Consider the following 24,034-nt stretch of genomic DNA (forward strand, 5'->3'; position numbering starts at 1 on the left):
TGAGGCGTTGCATCGCTCTTACCAAGTCGGGCCAGGGCAGCTCAATGCCATCGCCGTTCGCGGCAGAGGGATAAGTCCAGGCAGCCGGATCGCCCGGGGCTTACCCGGACGTCCGGGCGACGGCCCCGAGCAGCAGCTGCACATGACCCTCGCCCCAGGTCGGAAGAAGAATCCGTTCATAACCCGCGCCGGAGCGGACATAGGTCGGGGCGCTGCGAGCGACGGTGGCGCTGCATTGCCTCACGAAATCCTCCAGGGGGCCGTGCTGCCGGATCTCGTCCGCGAAGAGACCTTTCAAGGGAACGTCGTAATGGGAGCCGATCCGCTCTCCCACCTGCTCGAAGCGGAAGCGCTCGGGATTCTCGAAAGCCTGCATCAGAAGGATGCGGCTTTCGAGTTCCGGGATCTCGGACAGATTGATGTCGTCCGAAAAGGGCATGGAATTTTCCCCGCGGATGAGGTCCTTCCAGTAAAGCTGGAGCCGCGCCAGTTCGGAATCGATGGAGGGAGGCAACGAATAGGCGCTTGCGTCAGATCCCATGACACTCTCTCCTCATCGAGCCGCCCGGCTCCCCATGACGCAATTAGAGCAGCGCGCGGAAAAGTTGACCCCGCAGCGCTGGCCGGTTCCGTGAACGCGGCTATCATGGCCCGAAGGGAGGTGCCGGAATGACCCAGGTTGTGACGCTGACAATGAACCCGGCGCTGGACATCGCCACCAGCGCGGACAAGGTCATGCCCACGGACAAGATCCGCTGCGGCACGCCTCGCTACGATCCGGGCGGCGGCGGGATCAATGTGGCGCGGGTGATCCGCACCCTCGGCGGCGATGCTCTCGCCGTCTTCCCGGCGGGCGGGGCTTCCGGCCAGGCGCTCGATGCCCTGCTGGACCGGGAGCACACGCTTTATTGCCGCGTGCCCATCGCCGGCGTGACGCGGGAAAACTTCACGGTCGACGAGCGGCAGAGCGGCCAGCAGTTCCGCTTCGTGCTGCCGGGGCCGGCCCTGGGGGAAGAGGAATGGCGCGCCTGTCTCGGCCGCCTCGCCCGGCTGGCCGAGGGCGCCCGCTTCGTCGTCGCCAGCGGCAGCCTTCCGCCGGGCGTTCCCGCCGATTTCTTTCAGCAGGTGTCCGATCTCGCCCGGAAGGCCGGGGCCCGTTTCGTGCTCGACACCTCGGGCGAGGCCCTGCGCGAGACGCGCACGGGTGTGTATCTGCTCAAGCCCAGCCTGCGCGAGCTGCGCGAATGGGTCGGGCAGGAACTCGCGACCGAAGCCGAGCAGATCACCGCCGCCCGGAGCCTGATCGCGCAGGGCGTGGGCGAGATCATGGTGGTGTCGCTCGGCGCCAAGGGCGCTCTCCTGGTCACGGCGGGCGAGGCCGTGCGCCTCGATCCCATCGCGGTGCCGGTCCGGAGTGCGGTCGGTGCGGGAGACAGCATGGTCGGCGCCATCGTGTTCGGGTTGACGCGAGGCTTTTCCCTGCGCGAGGCCGTGCGCCTGGGCATGGCGGCGGGTGCCGCGACCCTGATGACGCCGGGCACAGAACTCTGCCGTCGCGACGACGTGGAGCGTCTCTACGGCGCGCCCATCGCGTAGGCCGCGAAGCGCCATGCGAACGATGCATCCGTGAGTTTGACGAAACGCAATGTCTCCGGGCCGGTCTCGGGCATGGTGATCGCGGCTGGGGTGACTGTGACAGGAGACATGCGAATGGCTGAGACAACCAAGCTCCCTCTGAAGAGCGGAAAGGGTGCGCTCGCCGAGACGGGTCTGACCTCGTTCGAGCGGATGCGCCGGGAAATGGACCGCCTGTTCGACGATTTCGGACGGGGCTTCCTCTCTCTCTCGCCGCGACGCTTCATGGCGGATGTCGAGCCGTTCTGGTCGTCCATGGGGCGCGGCCACGAGCCCGTCGTCGACGTCGTCGAGCGTCCCGACCGGTTCGAGGTCACGGCCGAGCTGCCGGGCATGGACGAGAAGAACATCGAGGTCAAAGTGTCCAACGGAAACCTGGTCATCACGGGCGAGAAGAAGGAAGAGCGGGAGGAGAAGGAGGCAAATTACCACCTCTCCGAGCGGCGCTACGGCTCGTTCCAGCGCTCCTTCAGCCTGCCCGCGGGCGTCAGCGCGGACAGGATCCAGGCGAATTTCCAGAAAGGCGTGCTGACCGTGACGCTTCCCAAGACGGAAGAGGCGAAGAAGGAAACGAAGATCGAGGTCAAGGCAGCCTGAGCCGTCGATTCCCGGATGGGGAGGAACGCTCCGGGTTCACTCCCCATCGCAGGTTCCGGTCACACGCCGCTCCGCCCGAGTTCCCGCTCGATATCGAGAATGCGCTGCGTGGTCTTGAGGACCGAATCGGGATTGAGGCTGATGGAATCGATCCCCAGCCGCACCAGATATTCCGCAACCTCCGGGTAGTCGGAGGGGGCTTGGCCGCAGATTCCCGAATGGCGGCCGTTGCGGCGCGCGCCTTCGACCGCCATGGCGATCATCTTCAAGACACCCGGATCGCGCTCGTCGAAGTCGAAGGCGACGATCTCCGAATCCCGGTCCACGCCGAGCGTCAGCTGGGTGAGGTCGTTGGAGCCGATGGAGAACCCGTCGAAGCAGCGTGAGAATTCATCGATCAGGATGACGTTGTTGGGGATCTCGCACATCACGTAGATTTCGAGGCCGTTCTCTCCCCGCCGCAATCCGAACTCGCCCATCTTCGCGATGACCCGCTCGGCTTCCTCGACCCTGCGGCAGAAGGGAATCATCGGGATGATGTTGACAAGCCCCATATCCTCGCGCGCGCGCTTGAGCGCCGCGCATTCGAGCGCGAAGCCGGCCTCGTAGGCCGGATGCGCGTAGCGCGAAGCGCCGCGGAAGCCAAGCATCGGATTGGCCTCCATAGGCTCGAAGGCCCGGCCTCCGAGCAGGCTCGCATATTCGTTCGTCTTGAAATCCGACAGGCGCACGATGACGGGCTTGGGAAAGAAGGCGGCAGCCAGAGTCGCGACACCTTCCGACAGGCGCTCGACGAAGTAATCGGAGGGCGTCGCGTAGCCCTCGGTCAGGCTCTCGATCTGTGCGCGCTCCTCCGGATCGACGCGCTCCGGATGGACGAGAGCCATCGGGTGGATTCTGATGGCGTTCGTCACGATGAATTCCATGCGCGCGAGGCCCACGCCGTCATTGGGCAGGAAGCTCAAGGAGAAGGCGCTCTCAGGCTCGCCCACGTTCATCATGACCTTGGTGACGGGGCGCGGCATCGCGGACAGATCGATCCTCTCCACCGAGAACGGCACTGCGCCGTCGTAGACCCTTCCGCTGATTCCCTCCGCGCAGGAGACGGTGACGAGATCGCCGGTCCCGATCCGGCTCGTCGCATTGTCGGTTCCGACCACGGCGGGCAGGCCGAGCTCGCGGGCGACGATGGCAGCATGGCAGGTGCGGCCGCCCCGGTTGGTGACGATGGCGGAGGCCGTCTTCATCACCGTGCCCCAGTCGGGAGATGTGCTGTCGGCGACCAGGACCTCGCCGGGCTGGAAGGCGGCGAGGTCCGCCTGGCTGGCGACGATTCGCGCACGGCCCGATGCGATCCTCGTTCCCACGGCGCGCCCGGTGACCGTCACCGGCCCCTTCCCGGTCAGGCGATATTCCTCGAGCTTGCTACGGTCGATCCGCGACGCGACGGTCTCGGGCCTCGCCTGGACGATGTAGATCTCCCCGTCGATCCCGTCCTTCGCCCATTCGACGTCCATGGGGCGCCGCATGCCGGCCTTGGCGCTGTAATGTTCCTCGATCTTGATCGTATGATCGGCGAGAAGAAGGACCTCCTCGTCGCCGATGCAGAACCGGGCGCGTTCCTTCCGGTCGGTCGGAATGTTGCGTGTGTGCTCGCGGATGCCGCCCTGGGCATAGACCATCTTGATCTTCTTGGATCCGAGCGAGCGCCTGAGAACATGGCGCTTGCCGCTCTTGAAGGTCGGCTTGAACACGTAGAACTCGTCGGGATCGACCGTGCCCTGCACCACGTTCTCGCCCAGCCCATAGGCGCCTGTGATGAACACCACGTCGGGAAAGCCGGTCTCCGTGTCGATGGAAAAGGTCACGCCGGATGACGCCAGGTCCGAGCGCACCATCTTCATGATGCCGACGGAGTTCAGGACCTTGAAGTGGTCGAAGCCGTTGTTGATGCGGTAGCGGATGGCGCGATCCGTGAACATGCTCGCAAAGCAGCGCCGCAGGGCATCGAGAACCTGCTCCTCGCCTGCGATGTTGAGATAGCTCTCGTGCTGGCCGGCAAAGCTCGCCGTCGGAAGATCCTCAGCCGTGGCGGAGCTGCGGACGGCGACCGTCAGCTCGGACCCGTATTCCTGAACCAGCTCCCGATAGGCGCGGCGGACTTCCTCCGCCAGCTCCGGAAAGAGCGGGCAGCTATAGACCAGTTCCCGCGCCTGTCGTGCGCGATCGGCCAGATCGGTGAGATTGCCCGGGTCGACCGGGTCGAGGATCGTGTGCAGGCGCGGCCATGCGCCGGCCTGCTGCAGCGTTGTCCGGTAGCCCTCCGCCGTGACGGCAAACCCGTTCGGGATGCGCAGGCCTTTCGGCGTCAGCTCGCGGTAGAGTTCTCCGAGAGAAGCGTTCTTGCCCCCGACGAGGGGAACGTCCTGAATGCCGATATCCTTGAAGAACCTGATGTACCGGTAATGCGAGGGCATGATCGCCTTCCTCCTGACCGACGGCGTCCGGAGAGATTCCTCTCGCGCGTTCCTTGAGCGATGCCCCGGATGGGGCCCAGGATCCCACTACATGCCGAGGATAGGCAATGCAGATGCCTGATTCACATCGCATTCTCCGCGACGGATCGGCCGACCGGCATTGACTTTCATCAAGGCCGAAGAGCCAAAGGAGGAAGAGTTTCGTGGTTCGGGTCGCGGGTCCGGGCCAATGGAGGCTCACGCATGCAGCTTAGATCGGATGCTTTCCACGACGGGGCCGTCATTCCCGATCGATACACCTGCGACGGCGCAGACCTGTCGCCGCCCTTGCGATGGGATGGCGCGCCGGAGGAGACGCTCAGCTTCGCGCTGCTCTGCCTCGATCCCGATGCGCCGCGGGGAACCTGGCATCACTGGGCTGCCTACGACATTCCCGCCGAGATGCGGGAACTTGGACCGGGTGCGGCTCAGGCGGCTGCGCGGCACGGCTTCCGGCAAGCGATCAACGATTTCCGCAAACACGGTTATGGCGGTCCATGCCCGCCTCGCGGCGGCGGGCCGCATCATTACCGTTTTCATCTTCTCGCGTTGGACGTCGCGCATCTTCCCATGGCCGGCGACTCCCTCTGCCAGGACGTGGAGCGCGAGGCCCGCAGGCATCTGCTGGCCGAGGCGCGCCTTATGGGAGTCTATGAGAGATAGCGAGCGGTCTGCGGATCGCCGATGAGGCGCAGGTCCATTCTACCGGGGAGAAGGCAAACGCAGCCAAGCCCATCAGACGACTTCTGGTCTCGCTCCGCCGAGGCAAGCTTTGCGTCTCTCCGGTCGGAGGAGCAGGGCCTGTCCGCGCAGGAAGCGGCCCGGCGCCTGCGGGACGTTGGCCGCAACATCGCGGTCGAGCCCGTCCGCCGCAGGATTCTCGCCAAGATCGGCAAGCGCCTGATCGAGCCGCTGATCGCGATCCTGATCGTGGCGGCGCTGATTTCCGGCGCGACGGGAGACTGGGCGAGCTTCGGCATCATCCTGTCCATTCTCGCCATCTCGATTGCCCTCGACGTGACGCAGGAACATCGCGCCGAGAAGGTGGCCGAGGCGCTGAAGCAATCCGTGGCCGTGCGCGCGCAGGTGAAGCGCGGCGGCCGGCCGGTCGGCGTGCCCGTCGAGAACATCGTTCCGGGCGACATCGTTCTGCTTCGGGCGGGCGATCTCGTCCCGGCGGACGGCATCTTGCTCGAAAGCCGCGCCGCCCATGCCAACGAGGCGCTCCTGACCGGAGAGCCGTTCCCGGTGGAGAAACGGCCCGGCCCCAGCGCGGCGGCGACGCCGGCGGAAGCCTTCAACGCCCTCTTCGGAGGAACGGCCCTCGTCAGCGGCGAGGCTACCATGCTCGTGGTCGCAACCGGCGCGCGGACCCGCTTCGGCGGCATCGCGGCGGCCCTGCGCTCGGAGGAGCCGCCCACTTCCTTCGAGCGCGGGTTGCACGCCTTCGGCGTGCTCATTCTGCGCATCACAGCCTTCCTGGTGCTCTTCGTGCTCCTCGCCAATCTGGCGCTTCACCGGCCCGTGCTGGAATCCTTCCTCTTCGCCGTGGCGCTCGCGGTCGGGCTCACGCCGGAACTGATGCCGATGATCATGACCGTGACGCTCTCTCGCGGCGCGGTCCGGATGGCCGCCCGCAAGGTGGTGGTGAAGCGGCTCGCCGCGATCCACGATCTCGGAGCCATGGACGTGCTCTGCACCGACAAGACGGGAACGCTGACCGAAGCCAGCATCGACCTCGTGGCGCATCCCGGCTTCAGTGGAGAGGATTCGGAGCGTGTCATCGAATTCGCGGCCGTCAACAGCCGCTTCGAAAGCGGCGTCAAAAGCGCGCTCGACGATGCGATCCTGGCGCATACGCAGGAGAAGCCTCTCGACGCGTGGCGGAAGATCGCCGACGTCCCGTTCGATTTCGAGCGGCGACGGGTTTCCGTCCTCGTCGAGAACAGTCGAAGGCGCCTCCTGATCGTGAAAGGCGCGCCGGAGGAAATCCTGGCGCGGTGCAGCCGGGTGGACATGGGCGACGGCGTTCCGGTTCCTCTCGATGAGGAGAAAAGCGGGAAGCTGCAGGCGCTGCTCGCCGCGAAATCCGAGGAGGGGCTGCGCTGCCTTGGCATTGCCTGGCGCGATATGCCGGAGGATCGCGCCGCGCCGGCTGCCAAAGACGAGCAGGATCTCGTCTTCGTCGGGTACTGCGTCTTCGTCGATCCGCCCAAGGCATCGGCGGCGGAGGCCATCCGCCGCCTGGAGCGCGCGGGGGTGAGGATCGCAATCGTATCGGGCGATGCGGCGCCGGTCCTGCGCCATATCGTCGAGACCCTGGGAATACCGGCCAAGGGCATGCTGACCGGGGCTGACATCGCCGGGCTTGGAGACGCGGCCCTGGCGGCGCGGGTGGCCAAGGTGGACCTCTTCGCGCGCGTGTCGCCCGACCAGAAGACGCGGATCGTCCGGGCGCTCCAGGCCCGCGGCCATACGGTGGGGTTCATCGGGGACGGAATCAACGACGCGCCCGCCATCAAGGCTGCCGATGCGGGCCTCTCGGTCGATGGGGCCTCCGACGTCGCCAGGGCCGCCGCCGATCTGATCCTGCTCGAGCACGATCTGGGAGTCGTAGCGGATGGGGTTGCGGAAGGGCGGCGAACCTATGCGAACATCATGAAATACGTGCGCATGGGCACCTCGTCGAACTTCGGCAACATGCTGTCGATGGCCTTTGCGTCGCTCTTCCTGCCGTTCCTCCCGCTCACCCCCATCCAGGTCTTGCTGAACAACCTCCTCTACGACGTCAGCGAAACGGGCATCCCCTTCGACGACGTCGACGAGACGGCGACCAAGCGTCCGCACAGCTGGAACATGCACGAGGTGCTGCGGTTCTCCCTGATCATGGGGCCCCTGTCCTCCCTCTTCGACATCGCGACCTTCGTGATTCTCCTCCATGTCTTCGGCGCCTCGGCGGAGGTGTTCCGGACAGGGTGGTTCCTGGAGTCCATGGCGACGCAGATCCTCGTCGTCTTCCTGATCCGCACCGCACTTCCGGCTTGGATCAGCCGGCCGAACCGGGCCCTGGTCGCGACCTCGCTCGGCTCCCTCGGCCTCGCGATCCTCCTGGCCCTTTCACCCGTCGGCCATTGGCTGGGATTCTTCACGCTGCCATGGCCGATCCTGCTGTCCATAGCCGCGCTGATCGGGGGCTATCTCCTGATGGCGGAGTTCCTCAAGCGCCTTGCCCTCGCGCCGCAGCAGGGGAGGAGCCACCAGCGCAGGCGATAGGGCCTCGGCCGATATCCGGTCCGGCGGCGATCATCCGTCCCGCAGATTGTTGGCGGCTTGCCTGATCATGTCGTACTTCGTTTCGGTGACCTTGAGGTCGCGAAACCAGTTCACCAGGTCCCCCCACGGCTCGTTGAGCTGGCCCAGCCCCGACACGAAGGCGACGATCGTTCCGACCCTCACCTCGCCCTTCACGACGTAATAGCCGCCCAGCGCGAGAATGGCGGCGATGCCGAGATGGTACATGAGGTTCATCAGGAAATTCATGCTGAACTTCAGCCGGATGATGCCCATGTTGAGGGAGAACACGTGCGCGACGCGCTCATGCTGCGAATGCCCGTCGGCCATTTCCAAGGGCGAAGCTGCGATGACGCCGACGCTGATCTGACGCAGCGCCGCAATCCTGTAGGAAACGCGGCGGTTGATGGCCTTCTGCATTAGCGGCACGAAGATCAGCTGCGGCGAGAAGACGGCAAAGGCGGCCAGCGCCATCAGAGGCTGGAGATAGACCATGTAGGCGAAGATGCCGATGAGGAGCCCGCCCTGGAGGACCGGCTCCGAAAGGCTCGCGCCGACGGGATCCGCCTCGTCGATGACGAGAGAGATCTCCACGCCCTGCGTCTCCGCGCGGCGATGCTCGTGCATCAGGCGGTCGAAATTGTCGAGAAGAGCGATGCGAAGCCAGCGCACGGCTCTCTCGCTCACAAAACCCCGGTAGACGTTCATCGTGAGCTTGAGAATTCCGGCGACGAGGGCCACGCCGGCATAGGCGGCGGCCAGGTGAAGGATCGCGCCGATATCGCCGCCTGCGAAGGTGTCGTTGACGATGCGTCTTTGCAGCTCGAGCGGGGCGATGCCCACCGTGAAGACGAGAACGGACAACAGGCAAAGCCAGATCTGGTGCTTTGAGCTGACGAACAAGACGAAAGCGAGGAGATCGGGGGGAACTTTCGCAGGGAGAAGGACGCGCGACCCGCCCGCCTCTCCCGGCGGCTCTTCTCCCGTGTAGGACTGCGCGGTGCCTGGTTGCAACGATGTATACCGAAGATCACGGCTGAGACAGACATGAAAACCTTCGCTGCAACGAATGACATTGCGCAAAGTCAAAGCTCTGGATCGACTGCGGCAGGTCGGATGGCGCGGGCCGGCGCCTCCTGCCTGTGCGACGCGCTTCCGCCGGTCAGATGATGTAGTGATAGCTCATCTCGGCCGCCTTTCCGGCGCCGATCAGGACCACGCCTGTCTCAAATCGGTCATCGTTGTTCAGATCGGACAGAAGATAGCTCCTGTCGGTTGTGGCATTGTACAGGAACACATGCACGATACTCGTGCTCATGAACCGGCTCTCGGCATCGGCGGCAGCGGCGGCGATGGAGGTCGCGGTGGTGCTGGCCTCGCGGTAGTTGCCCCACGTGGCCTTGATGCTCATGTCGATCCAGTCCGTCTGCGGGTTCCAGTCGGCGATGGTGTCCGCGCTCGTCGTGGTGATCCCGGACGAACCGCGACGGAAGACGAACATGTCGACGCCGGATCCTCCAACGAGCCAGTCCCGCCCGCTTCCTCCATCGAGCCAGTCGTCGCTGGATCCGCCGTTAAGATAGTCCAGTCCCGACCCGCCATAGAGGTCGTCATAGCCTGAGCCGCCATAAAGATCGTCGTTGCCCGACTCGCCGAACAGGATGTCGTAACCGTTTCCGCCGACGAGATAATCCTGGTTGGACCCGCCATAGAGATCGTCGGGACCGTCTCCACCGTTCAGGTAGTCGTCGCCGCTCCCGCCATAGAGAATGTCATAGCCCCAGCTGCCATAGAGATCGTCGTTGCCGCCATAGCCGTAGAGATCGTCGTCTCCGCCGTAACCGTAGATCCGGTCGCGGGCCTCTGTTCCGATGAGAAAGTTCGGCCAGTCATTGCCATAGATGATAGCCATGGATTCCTCCGAATGACTGCCCCCGATAACGTGACTGGAAGCGCTGCCGCATGTGCAAACGGGCTAGCGCATTCCAGCAAGCCAAGTTGCTTCAACGTCGCATGAAAAGAAGGGAAAACTGTGATGAATCGACTAGAACGGCGGCAGTATCTGCGCCGAACCCTGTAGCGCTCACGGCCTCTTCATCCGCACGCGATTTGACGCGATGCATGAAACGTCTCTAACACTCACGCTTCGCGCAAAAGGCGGGGAGGAGGCGGTATGAAGGCAGTCTATATCGAGCGCTTCGGCGGTCCCGAGGTCCTGACCTATGGCGAGAGGCCGGACCCTGTTCCTGCCGATGACGAGATCCTGATCGACATCGCGGCTGCAAGCGTGAATGCGGCTGACTGGAAGCAGCGGCGCGGTCTGGATGCCGATATCGCGTTTCCGCACATTCTCGGCCGGGACGTATCCGGCACGGTGACGGCCATCGGCGCGGCGGTTACGATGTTTCGGCCCGGGGATGAAGTCTTCGCGGTCTCCTTACGTGGCAAGGATGGCGGTTACGCCGAGAAGATTGCGCTTCAAGAGACCATCGTCGGGCGCAAGCCTGCGGGCATCCCGCATGCCGAAGCCGCCGCCATGGCTCTTACGGGTCTGACTGCGGTGAGCGCGCTTGAGGAGACCCTGCGGCTGCAACCGGGCGAGACAATTCTGATCCAGGGCGGGGCAGGAGGCGTCGCAGGCTTCGCGATCCAGTTCGCCAAGCATATCGGCGCGCGGGTGATCACGACTGCAAGCGCCGCAAACCATGACTATGTTCGCGGCCTCGGAGCAGATGAGGTGATCGACTACAACGCCGTCGACTTCACCCGTGCCGTCGAAGGATGCGATGCCGCGCTCGATACGGTGGGCGGCGAGGTAGCCGAACGCACATTGCGGACGTTGCGCGCCGGAGGGAGGGCAGCCTTCATCGGCGGGCCGGCTCCGGCTCCCGACCGCCCTGACATTGTCTCCCTGAAGCCGCCGGCGACCCGTTCCACGAAAGCCATGAACCGCATCGCCGAGCTGATCGAGGCAGGCGCGGTCCGCCCTCCGAAGATCGCCCTCTACGAGCTGTCGCAGGCTGTGGACGCCCACCGGGTCAGCGAGTCGCGCCACTTCCAGGGAAAGCTGGTCTTCAAGGTGCGGTGAATCCTCATGATATTCCTGGGCCATGCCGCAGCGCGGCTCATGAAGGACGCCCTGTCACCATGCCGGGGGACAGACGAGGGTGAATGGCGCTCTTACGCTCGAAAGTGTCAATGATGTAATGCAGGCCGTTTGGCCTGTGACAGCGCACGTGAGATGCGCGACAGGGTGGTTCGATGACGCTGCGAATCTGGTTCCAGTCGACGGTCGAAATCGCGACCTATCACAGCTATCGTCAGGCCCTGCTCGACCATTTTGCCCGTGTCGCCCCCGACCTGGAGGTGGCCCTGCATGGCGTTCCTGACGGGACCTGGGGCGGATTGGCGAACAGCCAGGTCATGCAGATGCCCTACGCCTATCACAAGATCCTGAGCGACGTGCTGTTCGAGCAGCTTCGCAAGGCGGAGCGGGAGGGGTATGATGCCTTCGTGCTCGGTTCCTTCACGGAGCCCTGGCTGCGGGAGCTGCGGTCCATGACCGATATCCCCGTGGTGTCCACGGCGGAGGCGGCGGTTCACGTGGCCTGCTCCGTGGCCCAGAAATTTGCGCTGGTCACCATGAATGTCGAGAACGAATGGTTCCAGCGGGTCAACATGCAGGCGCGTAGCCTGGAGGGCCGCATCAGCGGCATCTATGTCGTCCGCCCGGAGGCGACCGAGCGCGAGATCAACACGATCTTCACCGATCCTTCCGCCTATCTTGCGCGCTTTACCGATGTCGCGCGGAGGGCCATCGGGCAGTGCGCCGATGCGATCATCCCCTCCGAGGGCCTGGTCGCCACGGTTGTGGCGCGCAACGACCTGCGGGAGATCGATGGCGTTCCCGTCGTCGATCCCATCGCGGCCGCCGTTCTCTACGCGGAGATGATGGCGAAGCTTCACCGTCACACGGGCCTGAAGCCGGGACGCCGCTGGCACTATGGGAAGCCGACGCAGGCCGTTCTCGACTTCATTGCCGGCAAGAGCGCGCTCATCGGCTGATTCCCACTCCTGATCGAAGGTCTGACAATGAAAATCTGGTACCAGTCGACGCTGAACTTCACCTATTTCCCGAATTACGAGAAGGCGCTCGCCGCGCATTTCAAGCGGGTCGCGAGCCCCGGAACCGAAGTGGTCCTCAACGGCCGCCGGAGCAGCTTCGGCAGTCATCTCGATACGGCCGACGTGATCGGCTCACCGATCATGTATCACACGGTGGTCGCGCCCGCCTTCGTCAAGTCCCTTCTCGATGCGGAAGAAGCCGGCGCCGACGCCTTCGTCGTTGCCTCGTTCAGCGAGCCGATTCTGCCGGAGCTGCGCTCGCTGGCGCGCATTCCGGTGGTCTCTATGCCGGAGGCAAGCTTCATGGCCGCGTCGATGAGCGCGCCGAAAGTAGGCCTCGTCACCTTGAACAAGCTGGTCATTCCCTTCATCGAGAAGTCGGCCTCCCTGCACAAGTGGAAGGATCGCCTCAGCGGAATCCACCTGATCGAGGGCGACGTGTCCGAGGCGGAACTCGACGCCAATTTTTCGTCTCCCGGTCCGTATCTCGACAGGCTCGTCGCCGGCGTGCGGGAGGCCATCGCCGCCGGAGCGCAGGTCGTCATCCCCGCCGAGGGCGTGCTGGGGGTGATGGCGGCCGAAAACGGGCTGACGGAGGTCGACGGCGTTCCCGTGATCGACGCCATCGGCACGCCGGTCCTGTTCGCCGAGCTGGCGGTGGCGCTCAAGAAGCGCACCGGAGTGGCTCAAAGCCGGGTGGCTTATCCGTTGCCGAGCGATGCGGCGCGCAATCTCCTCGCCGGCGCCTGAAATCTCGAAGCATCGGAGAGTGAGCCGAGCGGGCGCCGGCCCTCGGTCTCACCGCCGCCAGTTGCGCAAGGTCGTTATGAAGGACGGGGATGCATGATGGACAATCACGATATCGAGGCGCTGGAACGCCGTTTGCGAGCGGTTGAGGACAGGCTGAGCATCTACAACCTGATCAGCGCCTACGGCCCGGCCGTCGATGCGTGCTCGATCGAGAACAATGCGGAATTGTGGACCGAGGACAGCGTCTACAAGGTCGGCGGCCTGGGCGAGTATGTCGGCCATCAGGGGCTGCGTGACATGATCGAGGGTCCCTTCCATCAGGACGTGACGAACGGCGGCTCCGGACACGTCCTATCCCTGCCGCATGTCCATCTTGACGGCGACCGGGCCGTGGCGACCAATTACGCGAAGCTCTTCGCGCATCGGGATGGTGTCTTCACGTTGAGGCGGCTCGTCGTCTCCCGCTGGGAGCTCGAGCGACGGGACGGCCAGTGGAAGATCAGGCGTCGCACCAACGTGTTGCTCGACGGTTCGCCCGAGGGAAAGGCCCTTCTGGCGCGCACGCCGGAAGGATTGGATGCCTCGAACACGTAGCACGAGGGCGGGCTCACAGCGAGGCCGCATCCCGCCATCCGCATGACCCTGCAACGGCTCTGAAGGGAACCTGTCACGAGGAATAAAGAGCTATTCTGTCCACGTGATCCTGCTTCCGGTAGGGCGCTGACGGGTCGCCGCATGCGAGAGGCAAGGCGACGGAGGGAACATGGAAGAGCCACTCCGCATCCTGGAGCACCCGTTGTTCCGTCACAAAAGCTAGTGACAGACGCTCGATGGCGGCGGCGCGATAATAGTTTCCTGCCATGGTGTGGCAGTTGCCGGTTCGACCGGCCAACGTCTAATAGGGCGGGCATAAGGACCTGTGGAGGATCGTAATTTGAACCAGTCGGAAGCTGTGGCGCCGAGAACTCTCGGCTCCGAAAAGCCGCATCCTCTCGATCGGATGAGCCGGGTCTTGGCGACCATCGGCGGTATCGTCCTGATCTTCATGATGCTGCACATCATGCTCGATGTGTTCATGAAGTATGTCTTCAGCGCGCCCGTGCAGGGAACGCTCGAGATCGTCTCTTACTACTACATGGTCATCGCCGTCTTCCTGCCGCTCGCTCTGGTGGAGCTGAAGCGCGAGCAGATCGTGGTCGATGTCTTCTTCAACATGTTCCCGCGCAGCCTCAAACTGGCCAGCGTGATCTTCAGTCTGGTGCTCAGCGTCGCGATCTACGCTGCCCTGACGTACCGCTCGACATACGATGCGCTGCATGCCCAATCCATCGGCGAAATGGCGATGGGATCGGCCATGACCATTGTCTGGCCGTCCCGCTGGGCCCTGCCTGTCGGCTTCGCGAGCGCGGGGCTGGTCTGCCTCTGGCATCTGATCGGCGTTCTCAACGGACGCAACCGAAACGTCTGGCTCGAGGCGTATGACGCCAGCGCCGAATACGTCGTGGAGTAAAGTATGGACCGTCTCGATATAGGATTGATTTCGGTCGGCGTCGCCTTGGTGCTCATGGCCATCAGGGTGCCGATCGGGCTCGCGCTGATCAGCGTGTCCTTCGTGGGCATCGCCGCGATCTCCAGCTGGAAAGCCGCATGGGGAGTGCTGAGCACGATTCCCTACTCGTTCATCGCCGCATGGGAGCTCAGCGCCGTGCCCATGTTCCTGCTGATGGGCTATGTTGCGGCAAGGGCCGGCATCACCAATGGCCTCTTCACGGCCATGCGCATGCTCTTCAGCTGGGTGCCCGGCAGTCTGGCCGTGGCGTCGGTCGGCGCATCCGCATTGTTCGCGGCCGCGTCGGGGTCTTCGGCTGCGACTTCGGCCGCCCTGGCGCGCATCGCCGTGCCCGAGATGATCAAGGCCAAGTACCACAAGGGCCTCGCCACCGGCACGATCGCGGCCGCCGGGACGCTCGGCTCGCTGATCCCGCCCTCGATCATCATGGTGATCTACGGGGTGTTCACCAACACCGCCATCGGTCCGCTGTTCGTGGCGGGCGTGGTGCCCGGCATCCTCACCGCCATCGCCTTCTCGGCCATGATCATGATGCGCGTGAAGCTGAATCCCTCCCTTGCGCCGCGTTCCAAGGTGAACCTGACCGAGGAAGAGCGCCGGGCCGCGTTGCGGGATATCTGGCCGCTGCCGACCCTCATCCTGGGTGTGCTGGGAAGCATCATGCTGGGCATCGCCAGCCCGACGGAAGCAGGCGCGCTCGGCGCTCTCATGGCGATCCTGATCGCATGGAAGCGCAGGAGCATTTCGAAGCGCATGATCTGGGACTCGCTGCTCGATACGGCCATCTCGACCGCGGTCGTCTTCTTCATCGCCATCGGCGCAGCCATGTTCCAGCGGTTGATGGGGATCAGCCAGCTTCCGGCCTTCTTCTCGGACAGCATCCTGTCGATCAGCGACAACAAGTATGTCGTGATCCTGATGATCGCCTTGATCTACCTGGTCCTGGGCATGTTCCTCGACTCGATCGGTATCATGCTGCTGACGCTTCCGGTCGTTCTGCCGCTGCTGGTCGCGCTCGACTTCAACATGATCTGGTTCGGCATCCTCGTCGTCAAACTTCTTGAAATCGGGATGGTCACGCCGCCGCTTGGACTCAACGTCTATGTCGTCAAAAGTTCCCTAGGAAACCAGGTCGATCTGATGACGGTGTTCAAGGGCGCGGGCTGGTTCATCGTGACGGATCTTCTGGTCCTCACGGCCCTCGTTGCTTTCCCGATCCTGTCGCTTTGGCTTCCGTCGCTCATGGACTGACCAAGCTTCACCGCTCCGGGGAATAAGGAGGTTGCCCTTGCCGTTCCCCAACCTGTCTCCACTGCCATCAGCCCCCATAAGCTGATCTGAACTCACAACCGAGGAGGAAACGATGAAAAGATTCAATCGCATTCTGATGAGCGCGCTGCTTTGCGGAGCGGCCGTCTGTGCAGCCGCTCCGGCAAGCGCGGACAATTTCAGCTACTCGATCTATCTGTCGCCGACCGAGCCGCTTGCGGCCTACGGCTATATTCCGTGGGCCAAAGCCATCACCGAGCGCACGGGCGGAAAGGTCAAGATCGAGACCTATCTCGGCGGTTCTCTGCTTCCGGCGCGCGACAATCTTACGGGAACCCGGGACGGTGTGGCGGACATCGCCATGCACCCCATCACCTACACGCCGTCCGAGCTCCCGATCTGGAACATCATCCCGGATGTGGCATTCAAGTTCCCGGATCCCTTCGTCACGGCCTTCGCGAGCACCGAGTACGGACTTCTCGATAAAGAGGGCAATGGCGAGTTCGCGTCCGCCGGCGTCGTCTATCTCGGCGGCTATTCCACGCCGGCCTACCACTTCATCTGCCGGGATGCGAAGATCGCCAGCGTGGCGGACCTGAAGGGCAAGCGCGTGCGCACACCGGGCGGTCCTTGGTCGCGCTTCGTCAAGTCCATCGGCATGGTCGACGTGAACATTCCCTCCTCCGAAATGTACACGGCCTTCGAGCGCGGAGCCGTGGATTGCGGAGCGGCGGACCCGACCCACCTGATCTCCGGCGCGAACCTCCTGCGCGTCGCCAAGGGCTACAGCGTCATGAACATGGGGCCTTACTTCGCAGGCGCCTCCTGGATCGTGAATCCCGCGTCCTGGTCGCGCATCAGCCCCGAGAATCGCAAGATCATCTTCGAGGAAAGTGCGAAGGGTCTCGTTGCGGCCATGGTTGGCTACGTCACAAAGGGCGATGAGGGCGTCTCTCAGGCGCGTGCGGCCGGCATCGCCATGGTCGAGCCTGCAGCCGACCTCACGGCGGCTTACGACAAATTCGTCGCAGGGATCGACGCCGACATGGTTGCTGCCGGAACGAAAGCCGGCGTGAAGAACATGGACCAGGAAGTGGCCGACATCACCGCGCTCATGGCCAAGTGGACGAAGCTGCTCGACGGCGTCGACCGCAACGATCAGGCGAAGATGTCCAAGCTGGTCTGGGACGAGATCTACAGCAAGCTCGACCCCAACACCTACGGCGTGAAGAAGTAAGACAATCCAAGCTGGCGCCGATATCCGGTGCCGGCTTCCTGCATCCGTTCGAACAGCCACGCTCTCGCGTGGCTGTTTCGTTTTTTCGGCTTCCAAGACCTCAAAGGATCTACTGGCGTGCAGCAGGCAACATGTTCCCCGGAACTCGGGTTCGAACATTCAAGCCAGGTGCACCCCCGGCTCGAGCCGCTGAAACATCAGAAACGTTCGCCTGATGTGGGCCCGCATCTCCCGTTCGGCCCTTTGGGAATCCCGTGCCAGGAGGGCATCGACGATGGCAGCATGCTCGGCATGCGCCAGGGCCATTTCCTCCCGCGTGCTGGATCGGACGACCGGGCGGTTGAGATAGAAGCGGCCCGTTTCGTAGATTGCTTCCTTGAGCTGCTCGTTGCCGGCGGCGTCGATGATGGCCGCGTGGAAGTCGCGGTTCGTGGAGATGCGCCGGTCTTCGTCGCCCGGTTCGACCGTCAGGCGATCTTCATGAATGCGCTTGCAGCGCCGCAGCTGATCGTCGGTGCCGCGCTGCGCCGCCAGAAAGGCTGCAAAACCTTCGAGCGCGATGCGAACTTCGAATTTTCCCAAAACCTCGGCGGGCGTGTATTCCCGCACGGCCCAGCCGCGTCGGCGCGGCACGATTAACCCGATCGCCGCAAGCCGCTGCAGGCTTTCGCGGATCGGCGTGCGGCTGACGTCGAGGAGCTGAGCCAGGTCCGTCTCGATCAAAGGCTCGTTCGGGCGTAACTCTCCGGTCACGATTTTTGCCCGCAGTAACTCGAACACGCGGTTGGATATCGCGTGAGTTATGTCTCCAGCCACTTCCGAGAGCTCCTCCAACCTCAGATTAATGCTCCGATACCATCATACATTTTAGTGAACAATCTTGTATGCAGAAATGATTTGCATGTGGAAACCGTTGGGTTAGTGTCATTTCCACGCCAAGCTGGACACAAACAGAGCGGACACACCGCCGTACGGCCCTGGAGGACGCCATGTACGTTTCAAAGATCGATGCCGCCCAATCTTTGCCCTACGCCTTTCAGGCCGCGCTGGGGGATCTGATCGAAGCTGTCGGACGGCCCAATTTTGCCGAAACTCTGTTTCGCACGACCCGCTCGGCGACGGGCTGCGACCAGCTGATCGTTTTTACAGGTGTCTGCGGTCAAGCGCCAAAGACCGCGATCATGCAGGGCATCGATGCGCCGATCTGGCGCAACGAGCGCTATGTCAACGATTACTGGCGTGTCGATCCTATCCGCCTTGTGGAACTGGAACTCGAATCGTCTGGCGCGTCGCTCGCGCTCATCGAAGCGCGCGATCTGTCGAGTGCCGAATATCGCGATGATTGCTTCACCGAGGCGAACCTCTACAGCCGCGCCTCCACCTGCCGGAACCGCGACGGGCGCATGGTGCGGTTCAATCTCTATTTCAAGGATCGCCGCGCCTTTGATCCGATCGTCAGCCAGTACTTGAGCGATACGTCCGAGCTGATGGATGTGCTTCTTCGCCGTCATGGCATTCACGGCGAGCGCACGGCCCATCGCCTGGGGCAGCAGAATATCGCTGACCGCTTGCGCGTTGTTGCGCCGGAACTCACCCAGCGCGAGCTGCAGGTCTGCACGCACATCGCCCGAGGGCTGACCTCGGAAGGGATCGCGCTCGAGTTGGGAATCAGCCTCAACACGGTTCTGACCTACCGAAAGCGAGCCTACTCACGCCTTAACATTTGTACGCAGAACGAGCTTCTGCAACTGTTGGTTTCTTAAGGCGGTTCATTCCGCAACAATTAATGCCGGGGCGCCTTCGGACAAGCCGGACCGGCAGTGACCGAATTGCTCTGCCCCTGTGAAAATCGGCTAGGCTCTAGCGTCACATCCCGATGGGACTGCATGGATGCTGCCCGATGCTAGTCTTTGACAAACGGCAGCGATGAGGACACGCGTCATGGGTAAGCGTCTTTCGGGCAAGATCGCCATTGTGACCGGTGGCGCGTCGGGTCTGGGCGCCGCCATCAGCAGGCGTTTCGCCGCGGAGGGGGCGCGCCTGGTGATCGCCGACCTCGATCGTTCAAGGGCGGAGTCGCTTGCCGCGGAGCTCGGCGCCGATGGCAGCGAGGTTGCGGCCTGCCCGGTCGATGTTTCCGAGGGCCCATCCTACGAGGCCATGGTTTCCTTCGCGACCGCGCGCTACGGCATCCCGAACATCATCGTGAACAATGCCGGCGTGCCCCAGCGCTATCATGTGGCCCATGAGGTCGATGAGGCGAGCTACGACCGGCTCTATGACGTGAATGTCAAGTCGCTCTACTGGTGCGCCGTCCATGCCATTCCCGCCATGATCGAGAACGGAGGTGGAGCGATCGTGAATACGTGCTCCGTCTCGGCGACGCGCCCGCGGCCCATGAACACGTGGTATGCGGGCTCGAAGGCAGCCGCGGTCGTCACCACGAAGGCTCTCGCTCTCGAATACGCGCGTCAGAACATCCGCGTCTGCGGCGTGAACCCTGGTCCCGTGGATACGCCGCTTCTCGCAGACGCGCTCAGCGGCTTCGGCGGCGCGAACGAGCAGGCCATCGCACGCGGGAAAATGGCGGAAGGAATTCCTCTCGGGCGCATCGCGCAACCGGAGGAGATCGCCAATGTCGTGCTCTTTCTTGCGTCCGACGAGGCCAGTTTCGTGACGGGCGTAGTCGTCGAGGTCGATGGCGGCCGCGCCATCTAGAACCTCGCGATGAGCGCTCTCAACGGGAGCACTCGCACCTGTCGCAGGTCCTGTCACAAGACTTGGGGATAGGAGCGTTTCCGCCCGAAAGCTACATCTGGCGACCGAACATAACGTGAGGAACCAGCATGTTGGGATTGGCGCTGATCACAGGCGGCGGACGGGGAATCGGACTTGGCATTGCCAAGCGTCTGGCGAGCGACGGCTGGAAGGTTGCGATTGCCGACCTGACCCTCGAGCAGGCTGAAGCCGGCGTTGCGGAGCTTGCCGGCACCGGCCATTCCGCATGGCAGGTCGATGTCAGCTCCGAAAGCTCGGTCGAGAATCTCTTTGACGGGCTGGAGGCTTCCCATGGGCCTGTGACGGCGCTCGTGTGCAACGCGGGCCTTCTCATCATGGTCAATAACGAGCGCCCGCCGCTCGTGGATCTCACGGTTGACGACTGGAACAAGACGCATGCGGTCAATGCCCTGGGGACGTTCCTGTGCTGCCGGGCCTATGCCCGCAGGCGGCACAAGGTTCCGGTCGCCAATGGCCGCGTGGTGACGACCAGCTCTGTCGCCGCCGAGCTCGGCGGCTATCGTTCGTCGTCCAGCTACATTTCATCGAAATCGGCGGTTCTCGGCTTTACCAAGGCGGTCGCGCGCGAACTGGCGCCGCTCGGCATCACCGTCAACTGCGTGGCGCCGGGCGTTATCGATGCGCCCATGCTGCACATCACGAGCACGGAAGAGAACCGCGCGGCTTCCTTCGAGAAGCTCAGCCAGTCCGTGCCGCTCGGCCGTCTGGGACGTCCGGACGATCTTGCCGGCGCCGTGTCGTTCCTTCTGTCTCCGGATGCGTCCTACATCACCGGAGCCACTATCGACGTCAACGGTGGTTACCGGATGGCCTGAGGTGCGCGAGAAAGCGCGTTGAGGATCTCACGATGACAACATTGCACGACAAGCCCCTGGCATTGGTCACGGGCGGCGCCCGCGGAATTGGGCGGGCGATTGCGGAAAGATTGTGCGCCGACGGTTTCGCCGTGGTCGTTCTCGACCGTGAGCGCGACGCAGGTGCGGCCTGTGCCGCCGAATTGTCGCGGCAGGGATATCGCGCGAGCTTCGAGTTCGTTGACCTGTCGGATCATGCCTCGCTCGGAGCGCTCGTTGAGCGTCTCCCCGCTCCGAGCGTGCTCGTCAACAATGCGGGCATCTTCGACAACAAGGATCTGTTCGCGATTGAGAGCCGCGACTTCGCCCGGATGATGGATGTCAACGTCACGGCCCTCTTCCTTCTTTCGCAGGCGGCGGCCAAACGGATGAAGCCCGGCGGCAAGATCGTGAACATCGCTTCCCGCGCCTATCTCGGCGCGAAGGGGCATGCGCATTACGTCGCCTCGAAAGCGGCTGTCGTGGGCTTGACCCGCGCGATGGCGTTGGAACTCCTGCCGCAGGGCATCATGGTGAACGCGGTCGCTCCCGGCGGTGTCGAAACGGAAATGGTTGCCCGCCAGTCGCCCGAGGCGCGTGCGGCCTTGCTCGCCCTGCAGCCCACCGGAGCGCTGGGCAAGCCCGCCGATATCGCCAATGCGGTCGCCTTCTTCGCTTCGCCGAAGACCGATTTCATCTACGGACAGGTGTTGGTCGTCGATGGCGGAAAATCGCTTGGAGGCGTCGCCGTTTAGTGGGCGCACATGCATCCGCAATCTCAAAGCGAGCGGCGTTTCAACGCATGAAAGCCGCCGCTGGCCTGAACGATGACCGCGTGGCCTGACGGCCAAGGACGAGAACAATCGAATGACTTATGCTTTTGGCCTTAACGGGCGAAACGTGATGGTGACGGGCGGTGCATCGGGCATCGGCTGGTGCTGCGTCGAGGCTTTGACGCGCGACGGCGCGAACGTCGTCATCGTCGACATCAACGCCGAGGGTGCCGAGAAGGCCGCGGAAACGGTGCGTGCGCGGGGCGGCAGGGCGTTGGCCCTGAGCTTCGACGTGAGAGACACGGCTGCGACGGAAGAAGCGTTCTCTCGCGCCGAAGCGGAGATGGGGCCGTTGGACGGGCTGGTCGCAGCCGCAGGGATCGCCCGCTCCGCCCCGGCCACGGAGGTGACGTCCGATCTTTGGGAAGCGGTGATCGGGGTCAATCTGACCGGACTTTTCTATACCGTTCAGGCCGCCGGACGGCGCATGGTGGCGCGGGGGCGCGGCTCCATCGTCACCATCGGATCGACCTCCTCGATCGGCGGCCAGGCCGGACGCGCCGCCTATTGCGCCGCGAAGGCCGGTGTCGTGGGGCTGACCAAGGATCTGGCGATCGAGTGGGGATCCTACGGCGTGAGGATCAACGCCGTCGGACCGAGCGTCACGGATACGCCCATGGTGCGCAACGGCCTGCCCGAGAAATTCCTCACCGATGTCGTCGCCGAACGAACTCCCCTCGGACGCCTCGGCATGCCCGAGGAAGTGGCCAATACCTGTCTCTTCCTGCTGTCGGATCTCTCGAGCTACATCACCGGCACGCTGCTGATGGTCGATGGCGGCGTGTCATCGGGGTTCTTCACCGCGCAGAATGGACGCGATCTCTCGTCCAAGGCGATGCTCGCAGCCGGCAAGTACAAGGAATAACGCCACCGTGACCGTTCCTGCAGATCGTTACGACGTCATTGTCATCGGCTCCGGCGCGGGCGGATTGTCCGCCGCGCTGACGGCTGCCGTCGAGGGGCTTTCGGTTGCGGTCTTCGAGAAGGCCGAGTTCATCGGCGGCAGTACGGCGGTGTCCGGTGGGGCGGTCTGGATTCCGTCGAACCACCTGATGGAGGGAGCCGGTCACGAGGACAGCCGCGAGGCCGTCATGGCCTATCTCACGGCCGCGCTGGGCAACCGTCTGCGAGGCGACATGATTGCGGCCTATCTCGACAACGGCCCTCGCATGGTCGAGTTCATGGCCGCCCATACCGAGGTGAAGTTCGCGGCCCGCCCCGTATCGCCGGATTATCTTTCCGAAACGCCTGGCGCATCGATGGGCGGACGAACGATCGATCCGCTGCCGTTCGACGCCCGTGCGCTGGGGCGAAACTTCGACAAGCTCCGTCCCCCGCTTCACACCTTCATGGTGCTCGGGGGCATGATGGTGAACACGAAGGACATCAAGGCATTGCTGACCGCTTTCAGCAAGGCGGAGAGCTTCGCGCACAGCGCCAGGTTGGTCCTACGCTATGCACGCGACAGGCTCTCCCACCGGCGCGGCACCCGCCTGCTGCTCGGCAATGCCCTGGCCGCCAGACTCTACAAATCCGCACTGGACCGGAACATCCCCATCTTCACGAAGGCCGCGGCCGCCGATCTCGTGACCGACAACGGGCGCGTGACGGGAGTGCGCATCGAGCTCGATGGAAAGGTACGCACGATCCACGCGCGGGCGGGCGTCGTGCTCGCGACCGGCGGCTTTCCTGCAAGCCCCACCCTGCGCGGCGAGCACATGCCTCATGCCGAGGTTCACCGCACCATGGCGCCCCAGGATAATCGCGGTGACGGCATCAGCATGGCCGTGCGCGCGGGCGCCCGGATCGAGACCGACAACAAGGGCGCCGGACTCTGGACGCCGGTCTCGGTGATGAAACTGCCCGATGGCGGCGAGAGGCTTTTTCCGCACCTGATCATCGACCGTCAGAAGCCTGGCCTGATCGCCGTGAACCAACGGGGAAAACGCTTCGTCAACGAAGCCGTCTCCTACCACGAGTTCGTCGAGGCGATGCATGCTGATCCGGATGCGGTGCCCGCCTATCTCGTGTGCGACGCACGCTTCCTGCGCCGCTACGGCCTCGGATTGGTGCGCGCCAAGTATGACCGGCCGGACCCTTTCGTCCGCGCCGGTTACCTGCTGACCGCCCCGACGATCGAGGGCCTCGCCGATGTGCTGAAGGTCGACCGGGCCAATCTGGCAGAAGCCGTTGCAGGCATGAACGAGGCTGCGAGGACAGGCGTTGATCGCGTATTCGGGAAGGGTTCCACACGCTACAATCGCTATCTCGGCGATCCCGAGCATCAGCCTAATCCCTGCCTCGGTCCGATCGAGACGGGTCCCTTCTATGCCGTCAAGGTGTGGCCGGGCGATATCGGCTCGGCAACGGGGCTGCGCGTCGATGACCATGCCCGTGTGCTGGATACGTCGGGGCAGCCGATCGAGGGGCTGTTCGCCTGCGGCAACGACATGAACTCCGTGATGGCAGGGCATTATCCGGCGGCGGGAATTACGCTCGGTCCCGCTCTCACCTTCGGCTACATTGCGGGCCAGACCCTGGCCCGTGCGGCAAAGTCCAACCCTTAAGGCAGGCACGCC

Annotated in this window: 23 protein-coding genes; 17 read left to right on the forward strand and 6 right to left on the reverse strand. The window is 63.8% G+C overall.

Going from position 1 to position 24,034, the window contains the following annotated elements:
- Positions 1-100: 100 nt before the first annotated feature.
- Positions 101-541, reverse strand: a complete 441-nt coding sequence (locus L879_RS0101035) for a PAS domain-containing protein (protein WP_027314480.1) — start codon at positions 539-541, stop codon at positions 101-103.
- A 128-nt stretch (positions 542-669) separates the two neighbouring features.
- Between L879_RS0101035 and L879_RS0101040 the strand changes: the two genes are divergently transcribed.
- Complete coding sequence (locus L879_RS0101040; protein ID WP_027314481.1) at positions 670-1,596, forward strand: 1-phosphofructokinase family hexose kinase; 927 nt, start codon at positions 670-672, stop codon at positions 1,594-1,596.
- A 114-nt stretch (positions 1,597-1,710) separates the two neighbouring features.
- Positions 1,711-2,232 (forward strand): Hsp20/alpha crystallin family protein, encoded by a 522-nt coding sequence (locus L879_RS0101050; RefSeq protein WP_027314482.1) that lies wholly within the window; start codon positions 1,711-1,713, stop codon positions 2,230-2,232.
- A 59-nt stretch (positions 2,233-2,291) separates the two neighbouring features.
- Here the strand turns inward: L879_RS0101050 and ppsA are convergent, their stop codons facing one another.
- Positions 2,292-4,709: a phosphoenolpyruvate synthase gene (gene ppsA / locus L879_RS0101055; protein ID WP_027314483.1), complete on the reverse strand. Its 2,418-nt coding sequence runs from the start codon at positions 4,707-4,709 to the stop codon at positions 2,292-2,294.
- A 243-nt stretch (positions 4,710-4,952) separates the two neighbouring features.
- Here ppsA and L879_RS19985 point away from each other — a divergent pair, with 243 nt between their 5' ends.
- Together L879_RS19985 and mgtA are read left to right on the forward strand one after the other, a co-directional pair.
- A complete protein-coding gene (locus L879_RS19985) occupies positions 4,953-5,411 on the forward strand; it encodes a YbhB/YbcL family Raf kinase inhibitor-like protein (protein ID WP_035458333.1) in 459 nt (152 codons plus the stop codon).
- Positions 5,412-5,432: 21 nt separating this feature from the next.
- Positions 5,433-8,021, forward strand: a complete 2,589-nt coding sequence (gene mgtA, locus L879_RS0101065) for a magnesium-translocating P-type ATPase (RefSeq protein ID WP_027314484.1) — start codon at positions 5,433-5,435, stop codon at positions 8,019-8,021.
- Positions 8,022-8,051: 30 nt separating this feature from the next.
- On the opposite strand, the gene L879_RS19990 is transcribed toward mgtA, so the two are convergent.
- On the reverse strand, positions 8,052-8,903 hold the full coding sequence (locus L879_RS19990; RefSeq protein WP_161634616.1) for an ABC transporter ATP-binding protein: 852 nt from the start codon (positions 8,901-8,903) through the stop codon (positions 8,052-8,054).
- Positions 8,904-9,201: 298 nt separating this feature from the next.
- The gene (locus L879_RS22475; RefSeq protein WP_051434949.1) at positions 9,202-9,951 is read right to left on the reverse strand and encodes a calcium-binding protein; all 750 of its coding nucleotides are present in this window, start codon (positions 9,949-9,951) and stop codon (positions 9,202-9,204) included.
- Positions 9,952-10,212: 261 nt separating this feature from the next.
- Here L879_RS22475 and L879_RS0101080 point away from each other — a divergent pair, with 261 nt between their 5' ends.
- The 4 genes from L879_RS0101080 to L879_RS0101095 all read left to right on the forward strand — a co-directional run bounded on the left by L879_RS0101080 (position 10,213) and on the right by L879_RS0101095 (position 13,508).
- Positions 10,213-11,127: an NADP-dependent oxidoreductase gene (locus L879_RS0101080; RefSeq protein WP_027314485.1), complete on the forward strand. Its 915-nt coding sequence runs from the start codon at positions 10,213-10,215 to the stop codon at positions 11,125-11,127.
- 173 nt (positions 11,128-11,300) lie between these two features.
- Positions 11,301-12,104, forward strand: coding sequence for an aspartate/glutamate racemase family protein (locus L879_RS0101085; RefSeq protein WP_027314486.1), 804 nt, complete (start codon positions 11,301-11,303; stop codon positions 12,102-12,104).
- Between the two features lie 27 nt (positions 12,105-12,131).
- Complete coding sequence (locus tag L879_RS0101090) at positions 12,132-12,914, forward strand: aspartate/glutamate racemase family protein (protein WP_027314487.1); 783 nt, start codon at positions 12,132-12,134, stop codon at positions 12,912-12,914.
- 93 nt (positions 12,915-13,007) lie between these two features.
- Positions 13,008-13,508 carry a nuclear transport factor 2 family protein gene (locus tag L879_RS0101095; protein WP_027314488.1) on the forward strand — a complete coding sequence of 167 codons (501 nt, stop codon included), beginning with the start codon at positions 13,008-13,010 and terminating at the stop codon, positions 13,506-13,508.
- 73 nt (positions 13,509-13,581) lie between these two features.
- Here the strand turns inward: L879_RS0101095 and L879_RS23450 are convergent, their stop codons facing one another.
- Positions 13,582-13,776, reverse strand: coding sequence for a hypothetical protein (locus tag L879_RS23450; protein WP_154664039.1), 195 nt, complete (start codon positions 13,774-13,776; stop codon positions 13,582-13,584).
- 72 nt (positions 13,777-13,848) lie between these two features.
- Between L879_RS23450 and L879_RS20000 the strand changes: the two genes are divergently transcribed.
- The 3 genes from L879_RS20000 to L879_RS0101110 all read left to right on the forward strand — a co-directional run bounded on the left by L879_RS20000 (position 13,849) and on the right by L879_RS0101110 (position 16,990).
- Positions 13,849-14,424, forward strand: a complete 576-nt coding sequence (locus L879_RS20000; RefSeq protein ID WP_051434950.1) for a TRAP transporter small permease — start codon at positions 13,849-13,851, stop codon at positions 14,422-14,424.
- Positions 14,425-14,427: 3 nt separating this feature from the next.
- Complete coding sequence (locus L879_RS0101105; protein ID WP_027314489.1) at positions 14,428-15,735, forward strand: TRAP transporter large permease; 1,308 nt, start codon at positions 14,428-14,430, stop codon at positions 15,733-15,735.
- A 112-nt stretch (positions 15,736-15,847) separates the two neighbouring features.
- The gene (locus L879_RS0101110) at positions 15,848-16,990 is read left to right on the forward strand and encodes a C4-dicarboxylate TRAP transporter substrate-binding protein (protein WP_027314490.1); all 1,143 of its coding nucleotides are present in this window, start codon (positions 15,848-15,850) and stop codon (positions 16,988-16,990) included.
- 159 nt (positions 16,991-17,149) lie between these two features.
- On the opposite strand, the gene L879_RS20005 is transcribed toward L879_RS0101110, so the two are convergent.
- Positions 17,150-17,824 (reverse strand): GntR family transcriptional regulator, encoded by a 675-nt coding sequence (locus L879_RS20005; RefSeq protein WP_084020599.1) that lies wholly within the window; start codon positions 17,822-17,824, stop codon positions 17,150-17,152.
- A 155-nt stretch (positions 17,825-17,979) separates the two neighbouring features.
- On the opposite strand from L879_RS20005, the gene L879_RS22480 reads away from it, so the two are divergent.
- From L879_RS22480 to L879_RS0101145, 6 genes are all read left to right on the forward strand, one after another.
- Complete coding sequence (locus L879_RS22480; protein ID WP_027314491.1) at positions 17,980-18,753, forward strand: helix-turn-helix transcriptional regulator; 774 nt, start codon at positions 17,980-17,982, stop codon at positions 18,751-18,753.
- Positions 18,754-18,931: 178 nt separating this feature from the next.
- The gene (locus tag L879_RS0101125) at positions 18,932-19,708 is read left to right on the forward strand and encodes an SDR family oxidoreductase (protein WP_035458335.1); all 777 of its coding nucleotides are present in this window, start codon (positions 18,932-18,934) and stop codon (positions 19,706-19,708) included.
- 128 nt (positions 19,709-19,836) lie between these two features.
- Positions 19,837-20,604 (forward strand): SDR family NAD(P)-dependent oxidoreductase, encoded by a 768-nt coding sequence (locus L879_RS0101130; protein WP_027314493.1) that lies wholly within the window; start codon positions 19,837-19,839, stop codon positions 20,602-20,604.
- A gap of 32 nt (positions 20,605-20,636) precedes the next feature.
- Entirely contained in the window at positions 20,637-21,377 is a 741-nt protein-coding gene (locus L879_RS0101135; protein ID WP_027314494.1) for an SDR family NAD(P)-dependent oxidoreductase, read from the forward strand.
- A 112-nt stretch (positions 21,378-21,489) separates the two neighbouring features.
- Positions 21,490-22,320 carry an SDR family NAD(P)-dependent oxidoreductase gene (locus tag L879_RS20015; RefSeq protein WP_084020601.1) on the forward strand — a complete coding sequence of 277 codons (831 nt, stop codon included), beginning with the start codon at positions 21,490-21,492 and terminating at the stop codon, positions 22,318-22,320.
- A gap of 7 nt (positions 22,321-22,327) precedes the next feature.
- On the forward strand, positions 22,328-24,022 hold the full coding sequence (locus L879_RS0101145) for an FAD-dependent oxidoreductase (RefSeq protein ID WP_027314495.1): 1,695 nt from the start codon (positions 22,328-22,330) through the stop codon (positions 24,020-24,022).
- Positions 24,023-24,034 lie beyond the last annotated feature (12 nt).

Source organism: Microvirga flocculans ATCC BAA-817 (genome assembly GCF_000518665.1).
In the GTDB taxonomy this organism is placed as follows: Bacteria; Pseudomonadota; Alphaproteobacteria; order Rhizobiales; family Beijerinckiaceae; genus Microvirga; species Microvirga flocculans.

Excerpts from the sequence above, each read along its gene's own strand:
- L879_RS0101085 (WP_027314486.1), top strand. The coding sequence starts at position 11,301 with ATGACGCTGCGAATCTGGTTCCAGTCGACGGTCGAAATCGCGACCTAT.
- L879_RS0101080 (WP_027314485.1), top strand. The coding sequence starts at position 10,213 with ATGAAGGCAGTCTATATCGAGCGCTTCGGCGGTCCCGAGGTCCTGACC.
- L879_RS22475 (WP_051434949.1), bottom strand. The coding sequence starts at position 9,951 with ATGGCTATCATCTATGGCAATGACTGGCCGAACTTTCTCATCGGAACA.
- L879_RS0101090 (WP_027314487.1), top strand. The coding sequence starts at position 12,132 with ATGAAAATCTGGTACCAGTCGACGCTGAACTTCACCTATTTCCCGAAT.
- L879_RS0101050 (WP_027314482.1), top strand. The coding sequence starts at position 1,711 with ATGGCTGAGACAACCAAGCTCCCTCTGAAGAGCGGAAAGGGTGCGCTC.
- L879_RS0101110 (WP_027314490.1), top strand. The coding sequence starts at position 15,848 with ATGAAAAGATTCAATCGCATTCTGATGAGCGCGCTGCTTTGCGGAGCG.
- L879_RS0101035 (WP_027314480.1), bottom strand. The coding sequence starts at position 541 with ATGGGATCTGACGCAAGCGCCTATTCGTTGCCTCCCTCCATCGATTCC.
- L879_RS0101040 (WP_027314481.1), top strand. The coding sequence starts at position 670 with ATGACCCAGGTTGTGACGCTGACAATGAACCCGGCGCTGGACATCGCC.
- L879_RS23450 (WP_154664039.1), bottom strand. The coding sequence starts at position 13,776 with ATGGCAGGAAACTATTATCGCGCCGCCGCCATCGAGCGTCTGTCACTA.
- L879_RS22480 (WP_027314491.1), top strand. The coding sequence starts at position 17,980 with ATGTACGTTTCAAAGATCGATGCCGCCCAATCTTTGCCCTACGCCTTT.
- L879_RS0101095 (WP_027314488.1), top strand. The coding sequence starts at position 13,008 with ATGATGGACAATCACGATATCGAGGCGCTGGAACGCCGTTTGCGAGCG.
- L879_RS0101125 (WP_035458335.1), top strand. The coding sequence starts at position 18,932 with ATGGGTAAGCGTCTTTCGGGCAAGATCGCCATTGTGACCGGTGGCGCG.
- mgtA (WP_027314484.1), top strand. The coding sequence starts at position 5,433 with ATGAGGCGCAGGTCCATTCTACCGGGGAGAAGGCAAACGCAGCCAAGC.
- L879_RS19985 (WP_035458333.1), top strand. The coding sequence starts at position 4,953 with ATGCAGCTTAGATCGGATGCTTTCCACGACGGGGCCGTCATTCCCGAT.
- L879_RS0101105 (WP_027314489.1), top strand. The coding sequence starts at position 14,428 with ATGGACCGTCTCGATATAGGATTGATTTCGGTCGGCGTCGCCTTGGTG.
- L879_RS20015 (WP_084020601.1), top strand. The coding sequence starts at position 21,490 with ATGACTTATGCTTTTGGCCTTAACGGGCGAAACGTGATGGTGACGGGC.
- L879_RS0101135 (WP_027314494.1), top strand. The coding sequence starts at position 20,637 with ATGACAACATTGCACGACAAGCCCCTGGCATTGGTCACGGGCGGCGCC.
- ppsA (WP_027314483.1), bottom strand. The coding sequence starts at position 4,709 with ATGCCCTCGCATTACCGGTACATCAGGTTCTTCAAGGATATCGGCATT.
- L879_RS0101130 (WP_027314493.1), top strand. The coding sequence starts at position 19,837 with ATGTTGGGATTGGCGCTGATCACAGGCGGCGGACGGGGAATCGGACTT.